Genomic DNA, 11467 nt, shown 5'->3' on the forward strand with positions numbered 1-11467 from the left:
ATCAAAATCTATTTTCTATCGTCTGGATAGGGGCACCCTACGTCAGCGCTGGCGTAACTCCCCCTCGCGGCCAGCGGAAATGGCAGCAGCCTCCTCCCAACTCCCTGGGATTTCTTTTAAAACTGACTCCCGCACCCATAAGCGAGAGCGATAGCAAGTGGTCACTTTCATGAAAAATAAACTGATGATTGCAGGCGCGCTGTTGAGCATGTCATACAGCGGCGTTTCTCTGGCTGCCGGGCCTTCTGACCCGCAGTATGTTTCCGACTGGTGGCATCAGAGCGCCAACGTGGTGGGCAGCTATCACACGCGTTTTGGACCGCAGTTTAATAACGACGTTTATCTGGAATATGAAGCCTTCGCTCACAAAGACTGGTTCGATTTTTACGGCTATCTCGATCTGACCAACTTCTTTGGCGCGGGCAACAGCAACGCCAACGGCGTATTTGACCACGGCTCGCCGATGTTTATGGAGATTGAGCCGCGCTTCTCGATCGACAAGCTGACCGGCACCAACCTGGCCTTTGGTCCGTTCAAAGAGTGGTACTTTGCCAACAACTATATTTACGATATGGGTCGCAACAGCGATAACCGCCAGAACACCTGGTTTATGGGCCTCGGCACCGATATCGACACCCACAGCGACATTGGCCTCTCCCTGAACGTCTACGCCAAATACCAGTGGGAAAACTACGGTGCGCCAAACGAGAACAGCTGGGATGGCTATCGCTTCAAGGTGAAATACTTTGTGCCGATTACCCAACTCTGGGGCGGCAATCTTGGCTACGTTGGCTTTACCAACTTCGACTGGGGTTCTGACCTCAACGACAACGGCAACTCGACGCGCACCAGCAACTCTATCGCTTCCAGCCACATTCTCTCGCTGGCATACGATCACTGGCACTATTCGGCGGTGGCACGTTATTTCCACAATGGCGGACAGTGGGCAGACGGCAGCGAACTGGCCTTTGCCAACAATCGTGAAGTGAAATCAACCGGCTGGGGTTACTACCTGGTGGTGGGATACAACTTCTGATAAAGCGGCGTTGATGATTCAGACTCCTCACCCTTTCCAGTGCGGAAGCGGGTGAGGAAAACCACGTCTTACTCTGGTTTCAGTACGTTAATGCGCCATGGAATACCGAACTTATCGATAAACATGGCAAAGCCACCTTCGGCCCAGAAGGTTTTCTGCCAGGTCGTGGTCACTTCACCACCGGCCGACAGTTTCTCAAACCAGGCTTTACCCTGCGCTTCATCTTGTGTCGCCAGGCTCACTGCGTAGCCAGCATGTGACGAAGCCGGGCCTTTATCGGTGTTGCCATCGCTCAGCATAATTTCGCCTTCGCCAATGCGCAGACGAGCATGCATGATCTTTTCTGGTGGCTGCGGCGTCGCATCGTTATCACCAATCTGCTCGTCCTGATCCGGCATCTCGCCAAAGGTCACTTTTTCCAGCTGCTCACCGCCGGTCGCCTGCAGATAAAATTCGATCGCCTCTTCACAACGACCATATAAAAACAGATAAGGACTGACTTTCATCGCCACCTCCGTACGTGGGTTGTGTTAATTGTTTGTCTCGCACAGAGTGTAGACCATGAACCGAAACCGCTGCTTTCAGACGGGCAAAACAGCGCAAAAAGCCGCACTATTGCTTATTTTTCAGCCCACTTCGCAACAAGATGTGAATGGCATTACGCGTCAGATCGCCAGCAGAGAAACGGGCAATGAAGGAGAATGGGCAAGGCTGAGAACAGGGGAACAGAATGTGGAAAAGCGCGAGCGGCAGCGCACCGCCCGCATCGGTTAGCATCAGGCCGCCAGCACCTCACGCACAAAGGCTTCGATGTTTTTATCCTGACACTGTTCAAAGAAGCACTGCTGAAACCGCTGACCGCTGACCGCGGTTTTCACCAGCTCAGGATCGATGGCGCGCAGCGTATCAAGATAGTTATCTTTGATCACCGCGGCTTTCACCTGATTGAGCAGCCCGGCGTTGCGCACCTGCGGCTCTTTACGCTCCGGCGGATAGCCCTGGCCTTTTTCACCGGTAAAGGCTTTTTCAAAGATAAAGCGCAGGTTCAGCTCCGCACCCCAGCCAAAGCCTTTGGCAAACGGCAGCGCCAGCGCATTGCCGTTGTTGATCTGCGCAAACAGATAGGCGTCGGCGGGATCGATACAGTAGCCGCAGTTGACGCCCGGATGGATGTTCAACGACATCAGCGCGCCCTGCCCGGTGCCGCAGCCCGCGACAATGAAATCCACCGCCTTGCTGTTCAGCAGCAGGCTGGCGATGATGCCAAGGTGAATGTAGGTAAGGTGGTGATCCTGTTCGTCGCTCATGCCGACGTTAAACACCGCGTGACCCTGCTGATCCGCAACGCCCTGCAACTCTTTCAGCACCACTGCATTTTTAGCGGCCTGGCTGTTTTCCATCATTAAGGCAATTTTCATATCACACCTGTCACTTTTTAATTGAAACGTTGTTTCATTTTAACGAAAAAGTTGTATTGTGCATGGTTTCCAGGCACTAAAAGATGTGAATGCCTTCACAAATTCATCGGATAACAGGCGAGGTAGCGATGTTCATCTATAGAGAAACGACGCAAACAGACGATCTGGGCAACGGCGTGACCCGACGCATTCTGGCGCACGGCGGCACCATGATGGCGGTGGAAGTCAGCTTTGAACAGGGTGCGGTGGGTCCGCTGCATCATCATCCGCATGAGCAGCTTACCTATGTGTTATCCGGTCGCTTTGCCTTTACGATTGATGGTGAGACCAAAGAGGTCAGCGCGGGCGATACGCTGTATAAGCGTCCCGACGTGGTGCATGGCTGTGTCTGTCTTGAGGCGGGCACGCTGCTGGATACGTTTACCCCGCAACGGGAAGATTTTCTCTGAGCAAAAAAACCGGCGCGTCCTGCGCCGGTTGATTTATTAATGCAGCTGCGGCAGCTTCTCCAGGTTCCTGTTCCCCTGGTTCTCTTTCACGTACTCGAGCTTGCGCACTTTGGCAACATCCTTCGCCGTCACGCTGGTTTTCGCCGTATTGCCCCAGCTGGTACGAATGAAGTTCACCACATCCGCCACCTGCTGATCGTTCAGGCGCCAGCCAAAGCCGGGCATCACGATATCTGAAGGCGCACCTTGCAAGCCTGGCAGCGTGGAACCGGTCAGCACGATGTGGATCAGCGAGGTTGCATCATCCGCCAGTACCACCGAATTGCCCTGCAGGGCCGGGAATACGCGCTTATAGCCGATGCCGTCTGAGCGGTGACAGGCGTTACAGTTGTCGATATACACCGACGCGCCCGGTTTGCTGTCGTCACCGTTCCACAACGCCCGTGCCACGGTGTCATCCTTGCTGAAGGCCACCTGGTTCGGATCTTTCGCGCCCAGCGTCTTCAGATAACGGGCAATCGCCGTGATATCTTCATCGGTCAGGTATTGCAGGCTGTGCTCAACCACGTTGGTCATGCCGCCAAACACCGCAGTGTGATCGTTGCGGCCATAGCGCAGGAACTGCGCCAGATCGCTTTCGCTCCAGCGTCCAAGGCCATCACGGTTGTCGCCGCGCAAACTGGTGGCGGTCCAGCCATCAATCGGTGCGTTACTGCCCGCCAGGAAGTCGGTGCCTTCGCCATTGTTCAGCGCTTTTTCCTGCATGGTGATACTGCGTGGCGTATGACACGCGCCACAGTGCCCCAATCCTTCCACCAGATACTGGCCGCGAGCCACCACTGCATCCTGCTGCGCAGCAGGCTGGAACGCCTTCACGTCCGGTGCAAAGATGCCGCGCCAGACCGCCAGCGGCCAGCGCATTGAGAGCGGCCAGGGAATAGCATTTTTGCGATTGTCCTGCTCCACCGGCTGCACGCCGTGCATGAAATAGGCGTACAGCGCCTTCATGTCCTCATCGTTGACCACGGCATACGACGGATAAGGCATCGCCGGATAGAGCGTATCGCCATTTTTCGCCACGCCATGCCGCACCGCCTGCTGGAAGTCGTCATAGCTGTAATCACCAATGCCGGTTTTCTTATCCGGCGTGATGTTGGTGGTGTAAATGGTGCCGATTGGCGTGTCCATCGACAGACCACCGGCAAACGGCTTGCCGCCGGTGGTGGTATGACAGGCGATGCAATCCCCGGCGCGCGCCAGGTATTCACCGCGTTTAATCTGCTCGGCACCGCTGTTGTCTTCGGCCAGCGCCGTGAAGGCAACGGTGCTCAGCAGCAGAGCCATTACGCTTTTTTTCATCACCATTTTCCTTATGCCTGCACCATCGGACCGGGGTTTTTCAGGTACTGCTCACGGATCGCTTTCGCCGCCCAGTAAGTCAGTGCCGCCACCATGCCGGTTGGGTTGTAGCCCAGCCCCTGCGGGAAGGCGGACGCGCCAGGCACAAAGACGTTGTGCACATCCCAGCTCTGCAGATAACGGTTCAGCGCACTGGTTTTTGGATCTTCTCCCATGATCGCGCCGCCGTTAAGGTGCGTGGTCTGATAGGACGTGGTGTCGAAATGGCTGTTGGCATTTTTGGCCGAGCCGGTCATGCCGACCGGATTCATCGCCCGCCCTAACTCCTGCTGACGCGCAAACATAAACTGCGACATCTTGATGTCGTTTGGCTGCCAGTCAAAGGTCATACGCAGCAGCGGCTGACCGTGCGAATCTTTGTAGTTGGGATCGAGATCGAGATAGTTGGCGCGATACGACTGGTGCGCACCGTGCGCATCCATGGAAACGTGGTGCGTATAGTGATCGGCCACCGCAGCTTTCCACTTGCTCCCCCAGGCTGGCGTACCGGTTGGCGTCGGCATGCCGGAGATCGGCTTGGTACCGCCCTGATTCACCCAGATCGGTGAACCACCAACAAAGCCAACCTTCGAGTGGTCGAAGTTATCGGCGTTGAATTCATCGATGGCGATGCCCGCGCCGCCGGCACCGATAAAGTTATTGGTGTGCTCGTCGCCTTTTAACAGCACCTTCAGCGTAGAGATATTCTGGTAGGCGAAGTTACGGCCAACGGTGCCTTCGTTGGTGATCGGGTTGTACGGTTTGCCGATGCCGGAAAGCAGCATCAGGTGCACGTTGTGGAACTGGAACGCTGAGAGGATAACGATATCCGCGGGCTGTTCCACTTCACGGCCCTGCGAATCAACGTAGGTCACGCCGGTGGCGCGATTTTTCTCATCGTTGAGGTTAACCCGCAACACGTAAGCGTTGTCGCGCAGCTCAAACTTCGGCTCCTGGCGCAGCGCTGGCCAGATATTAACGTTTGGCGATGCCTTGGAATACATGTAGCAGACATAGCCGCTGCAGTAACCGCAGAAGTTGCACGGGCCCATCTGCGCGCCATAGGGGTTGGTGTAGCGGCCCGAGGTGTTGGCGGAAGGCAGATCGTAAGGATGGTAGCCCAGTGATTCCGCCGCTTTGGCGAACAACTGGCCGGAATAAGTGCGCTTCTGTGCGGGCAGCGGAAACGGACTGGAGCGATCGGGCGCAAAGCGGTTGCCAAACTTGCCGTCGCCGACCAGCTTGCCCTTCACGGTGTACGGCGTGCCGGAGGTGCCAAACACTTTTTCCGCCTTGTCGAAAAACGGCTCCAGTTCGTCATAGCTGACGCCGAAATCCTGAATGGTCATGCCTTCCGGGATGAACTGCTTGCCGTAGCGCTCTTCATAGTGACTGCGCATTTTCAGCTCAATCGGATCGACGCGAAAATGCACCCCAGACCAGTGCAAACCGGCGCCGCCGGTGCCGTTGCCCGGTAGAAATGCCGCCAGCTGGCGATAAGGCTGAGCGGTTTGCGAGGCGTTATGACGAATGGTTACGGTACTTTTAGAGAGATCCTGAAACAGCTTTTTGCGGATGTTGTAGGTCAGCTCGTCAATCACCTGTGGATAGGATCCATCAGGATACGTATCGCGACGTGGGCCGCGCTCCAGCGCCACCACGTTGAGGCCCGCTTCGGTCAGCTCTTTGGCCATGATCGCGCCAGCCCAGCCGAAGCCAACCACCACCGCGTCTACTTTTTTCATTACGTTTGCCATGATTATGCTCTCTCTCCGCGAATGGAAACTGGCGGCAGAGGATAGCTAACGTCCCGTTCAACCCAGTCCATGAAATCAGCGCGTGCGCCTGGAAAACCGACCAGCTTCCAGCCGACCATATTTTGATTGCCACCGTGTACCGGATCGCAGAAAAAGCCTTCGCGGGTGTTTTGCAGCAGATAGGTAAAAAATGTTGCGGCAGGCACCTGTTTAAATTCAACTTTGCCCGCTTCCATCGCCTGTAGCAGCGCATCCTGCTGGCTGGCGTCGAGCTGCGCAAAAATTTTGCCGTACTGCGCTTTGGCTGCTTCATCGGTATCGGCAATGCCCAGCCGATAGAGCTGTTGCGGCACCAGCGGCAGCTGATAACCCAGCTCTTTGATCGAATCGGGATGGAAGGGTCCCTGCATATACCAGTTCGAGCCGGTGCCCCACGGCGTATTCATCTGGCGATCGATAAACTCCGGCACGCCCGCTTCCACGGCGCCTGGCCCCCGATCGTCTTTCGGGATTAAACGGCCAACCGCGGCGGCAACAAAGGCATACTCTTCGGGAGTAAACCAGCTCGGCTGATACGCCCGCGCTTCCTGATCCTCAACCGGACGTACGTCGGCCGCAACGGCTGGCGTAATGGCCAGCGAGCCCACGGCGGAACTGCCGATCGCCATAGCGGGCGCCAGCGTGATGGTACGCAGCAGGAAATCCCGACGCGAATGGCCCTGTTTCTCTTTTGACATGACATTGCCTTAGCACCACTGCGAAGCGGCACAAAATTGGGTGTTAGCGATTTATCTTTGTTATGAGGGGTAAATTATAGGGTAATCGCAAATGTTACTGGTAACAAAGCGCGATTGTAACACTCTTTTTTCGCAAAAATAGGACGACTTTTTCAAAATCGCACAAATTCATTAACATAATGAGCACATTAGCACAGAGGCCTACGCTGGGTTTGTAACCTTCTTTCATAACCTTCTGAAGACGGCAACGCGGTTTGACGTTATAACAGTGCAGTCACAACTGTGGAGTGCTTATGTTTACGTCTTTTTTTCCGCGTCCGGGCCTGTTTTTCAGCTCCGCCGCTATCTGGAGTTTGCTGGTTATCTTATTCTGGTTCGCCGGTGGTAATGAGATCATTTTTCACCTGCCTGCGCTGGCGGAGTACGCCAACAAGCCGCTGCCGAATAGCGTGCTGCGTTTTGTGCAGCCGTCACAGCTCTGGTTTTATGCCTATTTTGTCATGGCGGTAGCGCTGTTCGCTGGCGTCTGGTCGGTGTGCAGCCCACATCCATGGCAGCGCTGGTCGGTGCTTGGCTCCGCGCTGATCATCTTCTTTACCTGGTTTGATGTGCAGGTGAATGTGGCGATTAACGCCTGGTATGCCCCCTTTTACGATCTGATTCAAAAAGCGCTCAATAAAACGGGCTCTGTCCCAATTGAAGATCTCTATCACCAAATGTGGGGATTTTTGGGCATTGCGCTGGTCGCCGTGATCATTGGCATCTTTAACGCTTTTTTTATCAGTCACTGGATTTTCCGTTGGCGTACGGCGATGAATAACTTCTATATGGCGCACTGGCAGCGCCTGCGCCATGTGGAAGGCGCCTCGCAGCGTGTGCAGGAAGACACCATGCGCTTTTCCACCACGCTGGAGAGCTGGGGCGTTAACTTAATTCGCGCCGTGATGACGCTGGTGGCATTTTTGCCGGTGCTGATTGTTTTATCAAAACATGTGCCCACGGTGCCTCTGCTTGGCTCAATGCCCTACGCACTGGTGATTATTGCCGTGGCCTGGTCGTTGTTTGGTACCTCGCTGCTGGCGATAGTGGGGATAAAATTACCGGGGCTGGAATTTCGTAATCAGCGGGTGGAAGCGGCCTACCGTAAAGAGCTGGTGTATGGCGAAGATGATCCTAATCGTGCCACGCCGCCCACGGTGGCTGAGCTGTTCAGCCGTGTGCGTCGTAACTATTTTCGTCTCTACTTTCACTATCTCTACTTCAATATGACGCGCATCCTCTACCTGCAGGTGGATAGCCTGTTCGGGCTGTTTGTGCTGTTTCCGTCGATCATTGCTGGCACTATTACGCTGGGATTGCTCAGCCAAATCAGCAACGTGTTTGACCAGGTGCGCAGTTCCTTCCAGTATCTGATCAACTCGTGGTCGACGCTGATTGAACTGATGTCGATCTACAAGCGTCTGCGCAGTTTTGAGCAGATTCTTGACGATGTGCCGCACCACGAAAAGCTGCTGGATTCAAAGTAGTTGTGCAGCTTCCGCCCGCTTAAGGGCGGAAGCCACTACGATCAGACGAGGTTAGCAAAAACCTGTTCTACCGCGTACGCCCCCGGATCTTTCACCCCGTGCAGGCTCTCCTGATTAAGATAGGATGAGCGACCCGCTTTCGCTGCGTTCATCTGCGTCGTGGCATCAGCGCCCTGCTTCGCCGCCTCTGCCGCTTCTTTCAGGCTTTTCCCTGCGACCAACGCTTCCAGTGCAGGCTGCAACGCGTCGACCAGCGTGCGATCGCCCGGCTGTGCGCCACCGTAATGTTTCATCTGCTCCAGCCCGGCCAGCAGCGCCTGCGGTAACTTTTCGCCCTGCTCAAGCTGTTGTCCGGCAGCGGTAAACAGAATCGACATCAACACGCCGCTTGAGCCGCCCATTACCGTGGCCAGCTGTTCGCCCACCAGCGCCAGCAGCGCTGCCGGTTGGTTCAGCGGCAAACGGTTCGCCTTCAGTTCCTGCTGCACCTTGCGCGCACCCGCCGCAAACGTGGAGCCGGTATCACCGTCACCCACTTTGGCATCGAGATCGTTAAGCGCCTTTTCCAGATCCACCAATGTCTGGCTGACGCTGCTCACCACCGCGCCCACCGCCGCGTTTTCTGATGGCGTGGCGTCCGGCAGGCGCGCCACGCGCTCACCTTTAATCGTCTGCGCCGCGCCAGCGACACGCAGCGGCTGCCAGCCACTGGTTTCTACCGGCGCCTGCAGCGCATCGAGAAAGTCCGCTTCCAGCTGCAGCGTGGTCAGCGAAAAGCCTTTCATATCCAGCGCGCTGACCAGCGTCGCCGGGCCGACCAGATGAGTAATGCGGTCGCCGAGCGCAGAGGCCATCACCTCGCGCGTTAGCACGCCCATCTCCAGCATGGAGAAGCCGCCGAGGTTATTGATCAGCAACAGCACCTTTTTCTCTGCTGGCAGGTTTTCCAGCAGTTTGCCGGTCATGGTGTCGACAATCTCACGGCTGTTCTGCGTCGGTAGCGTGCTGACACCAGGCTCGCCGTGAATGCCCATGCCTAACTCGCTTTCGCCCGCCTTCACCCGCTCATCACGGTCTTCGCCCGGCAGATGGCAGGTGGCAAATGCCAGCCCGATGCTCGACGTGGCGTTGATGGCGCGATTGGCGATCGCCGTAACGTCGGTCAGCGATTTGCCCGCTTCTGCGGCGGCACCGGCGATTTTGTGAATCAGCGCCGTACCGGCAAGGCCACGCGGCTGCGGATTATCCGGCAGCGCGATATCATCTTTCACCATGACCAGCTCGACCTTGTAACCGAGGTTTTTCGCTTTTTCGGCCGCCAGGCCAAAGTTGAGGCGGTCGCCGGTGTAGTTTTTCACAATCAGCAGGCAGCCAGCTTCACCGGTGACGTTAATGATCGCGCTGAGTACCGCATCGACGCTGGGCGAAGCGAAAATATCGCCGCACACCGCCGCCGTCAGCATGCCTTTACCGACAAAACCAACGTGCGCGGGCTCATGACCGGATCCGCCGCCAGAAATCAGCGCGACCTTGTTCTTATCCCAGTCATTGCGTACCACAACGCGAATCTCTTCGCCCACCTCAAGCCGACTGAGGTTGGCCCACGGCGTGCTCAGCAGTGCGCCTTCGATCGCTTCATTAACCACGTGCTGTTTATCGTTGAAAAAAAACTGGCTCATAACATCCTCTCCGATGGTGTTGAGCGCGCCAGAAATGGCGGCAGAAAGGGTTAAATGTAGTTGATCGTGCGAGGTAAAGTGATGGATGAGTGCGCAAATGCGGGACGGCGTGCCGTCCCGGCCAGGGTTTATTTGAGGGCGATGCGCATCACGCTGTCAGGCGCGGTGGCTTCTTTTTTCGGCGAGCTGGCCTGTTTCACGCTGACATAGAGCGCCTGACCATCGGCCGACAGCGCCAGGCTGTTAGGCATACCCGGTGCGGTAATGGTCTGCAATACGTTGTAGTTACGCGCATTAATAATGCTGACCGTGCCCGCTTTGCGGTGCGTGACATAAAGCTCCTGACGTTGCGGATTAAACAGTACCGCCAGCGATTCAGGCACGGCAATTTTGTGTACGACCTTGCCGCTGCGGGTGTCCACTACCCACACCGCCGCCTGTTTTGAATCGGTGATAAAGGCACGATGGGTCGCGGTATCCAGACTGATATTCAGGAAGAAATGCTCCTGGCCTTCCTCCAGCTTCTGCCGTTTCTCAACCGCGTTGGTGCGCGTGTTGATGGTGATCAGTTCACCCTCACCGTTGGTGACGTAAAGCTTCTGCGCCGCTGCATCCAGCGCCAGACCCGTGCCGCCTTTGCCGGTATCTGGCACGGTGCTGATCAGCTGCATGGTTTTACCCTCCACCACCCACACCACGCTCGGCGCACCGACGCCGCTGATATAGACGCGGTCGGTAGCCGCATCGACCACCAGCTCACGCGGCTGCAGCGGCTTAACCTCTTTGGATCGTTTACGCGCATCCAGCACCAGCCGACCGCGCACTTCACCGCTGCTGGCATCGATCGCGGTCACCGCACCTTCTACCGAGTTACCGACATACAGCGTGTTGGTCTGCGGATTGATGGCGGCGCCAAAGGGTTTAAGATCGTTGTGGATAATCTGGGTAATCGCCAGCGTTTGTGGATCAAGGCGATAGACCACGCCGCCTTTATCGAGGCTGCGACTTTGCGACGTCGCCAGGAACAGCGCATTGTCGCTGCCGCTAAAAGCGAGCTCGTAAGCGCCCTTCGCCACCGGCTGATTCAGGGTTTCACCGGGCTGCGCTAACGCGGCCGTCGACAGTAATAAGGAAGCGAGCACCAGCGGACGTAGCGCCCACTGAGCTGTTTTTTGCACAGCGTTCATAACTTCTCCATGGCAAAAGCCGCTGCGGGATTGCAGCGCTGCTCATTAACTAACTCCATTGCAACCGCGTGAAAGAGAACAAATAACGACTTTTTTGAGAATAGTAATCATTTAGAGTGAAGAATACCAGGGGATTGGGGATGGCGGCGGTGCGCCGCTTAGGAACGTGGCGGCGGTGCGCCGCATAAGGCCAGGTCAAGGGCCATTTCGTTCTGCCTGAAGGCAGCCCGAGCAGGGGCGGCAGTCGCCCCGCCCCTGCACCCCGGCTATCCGGCAAACA

General features: G+C 56.3%; 12 protein-coding genes. 4 read left to right on the plus strand and 8 right to left on the minus strand.

Going from position 1 to position 11467, the window contains the following annotated elements; genetic code table 11:
- Nucleotides 1–169 precede the first annotated feature (169 nt).
- Nucleotides 170–1036: a nucleoside-specific channel-forming protein Tsx gene (locus ACJY2L_RS18540; protein ID WP_439214039.1), complete on the plus strand. Its 867-nt coding sequence runs from the start codon at nucleotides 170–172 to the stop codon at nucleotides 1034–1036.
- Nucleotides 1037–1104: 68 nt separating this feature from the next.
- Here ACJY2L_RS18540 and yjdN read toward each other — a convergent pair whose 3' ends face one another.
- Entirely contained in the window at nucleotides 1105–1542 is a 438-nt protein-coding gene (gene yjdN / locus ACJY2L_RS18545; RefSeq protein ID WP_439214038.1) for a VOC family metalloprotein YjdN, read from the minus strand.
- Nucleotides 1543–1597: 55 nt separating this feature from the next.
- On the opposite strand from yjdN, the gene ACJY2L_RS18550 reads away from it, so the two are divergent.
- Nucleotides 1598–1810 (plus strand): hypothetical protein, encoded by a 213-nt coding sequence (locus ACJY2L_RS18550; RefSeq protein ID WP_439214037.1) that lies wholly within the window; start codon nucleotides 1598–1600, stop codon nucleotides 1808–1810.
- 2 nt (nucleotides 1811–1812) lie between these two features.
- Here the strand turns inward: ACJY2L_RS18550 and ACJY2L_RS18555 are convergent, their stop codons facing one another.
- Nucleotides 1813–2454, minus strand: a complete 642-nt coding sequence (locus ACJY2L_RS18555; protein WP_067434122.1) for an RpiB/LacA/LacB family sugar-phosphate isomerase — start codon at nucleotides 2452–2454, stop codon at nucleotides 1813–1815.
- A gap of 128 nt (nucleotides 2455–2582) precedes the next feature.
- Here ACJY2L_RS18555 and ACJY2L_RS18560 point away from each other — a divergent pair, with 128 nt between their 5' ends.
- Nucleotides 2583–2903, plus strand: coding sequence for a cupin domain-containing protein (locus ACJY2L_RS18560; protein WP_067434124.1), 321 nt, complete (start codon nucleotides 2583–2585; stop codon nucleotides 2901–2903).
- Between the two features lie 36 nt (nucleotides 2904–2939).
- On the opposite strand, the gene ACJY2L_RS18565 is transcribed toward ACJY2L_RS18560, so the two are convergent.
- The 3 genes from ACJY2L_RS18565 to ACJY2L_RS18575 are packed head-to-tail and all read right to left on the minus strand — an operon-like array spanning nucleotide 2940 to nucleotide 6795.
- Entirely contained in the window at nucleotides 2940–4262 is a 1323-nt protein-coding gene (locus ACJY2L_RS18565; protein WP_439214036.1) for a c-type cytochrome, read from the minus strand.
- 11 nt (nucleotides 4263–4273) lie between these two features.
- Nucleotides 4274–6058 carry a GMC family oxidoreductase gene (locus tag ACJY2L_RS18570; RefSeq protein ID WP_439214035.1) on the minus strand — a complete coding sequence of 595 codons (1785 nt, stop codon included), beginning with the start codon at nucleotides 6056–6058 and terminating at the stop codon, nucleotides 4274–4276.
- 2 nt (nucleotides 6059–6060) lie between these two features.
- Nucleotides 6061–6795 (minus strand): gluconate 2-dehydrogenase subunit 3 family protein, encoded by a 735-nt coding sequence (locus ACJY2L_RS18575; protein ID WP_187486473.1) that lies wholly within the window; start codon nucleotides 6793–6795, stop codon nucleotides 6061–6063.
- Nucleotides 6796–7088: 293 nt separating this feature from the next.
- Here ACJY2L_RS18575 and sbmA point away from each other — a divergent pair, with 293 nt between their 5' ends.
- Nucleotides 7089–8321 carry a peptide antibiotic transporter SbmA gene (gene sbmA / locus ACJY2L_RS18580; protein ID WP_439214034.1) on the plus strand — a complete coding sequence of 411 codons (1233 nt, stop codon included), beginning with the start codon at nucleotides 7089–7091 and terminating at the stop codon, nucleotides 8319–8321.
- Nucleotides 8322–8362: 41 nt separating this feature from the next.
- Here the strand turns inward: sbmA and ACJY2L_RS18585 are convergent, their stop codons facing one another.
- The 3 genes from ACJY2L_RS18585 to ACJY2L_RS18595 form a co-directional block, all read right to left on the minus strand.
- On the minus strand, nucleotides 8363–10000 hold the full coding sequence (locus ACJY2L_RS18585) for a dihydroxyacetone kinase subunit DhaK (RefSeq protein WP_067434138.1): 1638 nt from the start codon (nucleotides 9998–10000) through the stop codon (nucleotides 8363–8365).
- 128 nt (nucleotides 10001–10128) lie between these two features.
- On the minus strand, nucleotides 10129–11187 hold the full coding sequence (locus ACJY2L_RS18590) for a 7-bladed beta-propeller protein YncE (protein WP_439214033.1): 1059 nt from the start codon (nucleotides 11185–11187) through the stop codon (nucleotides 10129–10131).
- A gap of 49 nt (nucleotides 11188–11236) precedes the next feature.
- Nucleotides 11237–11467: hypothetical protein (locus ACJY2L_RS18595; RefSeq protein ID WP_439351302.1), on the minus strand; the 231-nt coding region annotated here is incomplete at its 5' end.

This window comes from Duffyella sp. Ts4 (assembly GCF_051851875.1).
Classification (GTDB): Bacteria; Pseudomonadota; Gammaproteobacteria; order Enterobacterales; family Enterobacteriaceae; genus Duffyella; species Duffyella gerundensis.

Excerpts from the sequence above, each read along its gene's own strand:
- ACJY2L_RS18540 (WP_439214039.1), top strand. The coding sequence starts at position 170 with ATGAAAAATAAACTGATGATTGCAGGCGCGCTGTTGAGCATGTCATAC.
- yjdN (WP_439214038.1), bottom strand. The coding sequence starts at position 1,542 with ATGAAAGTCAGTCCTTATCTGTTTTTATATGGTCGTTGTGAAGAGGCG.
- ACJY2L_RS18550 (WP_439214037.1), top strand. The coding sequence starts at position 1,598 with ATGAACCGAAACCGCTGCTTTCAGACGGGCAAAACAGCGCAAAAAGCC.
- ACJY2L_RS18555 (WP_067434122.1), bottom strand. The coding sequence starts at position 2,454 with ATGAAAATTGCCTTAATGATGGAAAACAGCCAGGCCGCTAAAAATGCA.
- ACJY2L_RS18560 (WP_067434124.1), top strand. The coding sequence starts at position 2,583 with ATGTTCATCTATAGAGAAACGACGCAAACAGACGATCTGGGCAACGGC.
- ACJY2L_RS18565 (WP_439214036.1), bottom strand. The coding sequence starts at position 4,262 with ATGAAAAAAAGCGTAATGGCTCTGCTGCTGAGCACCGTTGCCTTCACG.
- ACJY2L_RS18570 (WP_439214035.1), bottom strand. The coding sequence starts at position 6,058 with ATGGCAAACGTAATGAAAAAAGTAGACGCGGTGGTGGTTGGCTTCGGC.
- ACJY2L_RS18575 (WP_187486473.1), bottom strand. The coding sequence starts at position 6,795 with ATGTCAAAAGAGAAACAGGGCCATTCGCGTCGGGATTTCCTGCTGCGT.
- sbmA (WP_439214034.1), top strand. The coding sequence starts at position 7,089 with ATGTTTACGTCTTTTTTTCCGCGTCCGGGCCTGTTTTTCAGCTCCGCC.
- ACJY2L_RS18585 (WP_067434138.1), bottom strand. The coding sequence starts at position 10,000 with ATGAGCCAGTTTTTTTTCAACGATAAACAGCACGTGGTTAATGAAGCG.
- ACJY2L_RS18590 (WP_439214033.1), bottom strand. The coding sequence starts at position 11,187 with ATGAACGCTGTGCAAAAAACAGCTCAGTGGGCGCTACGTCCGCTGGTG.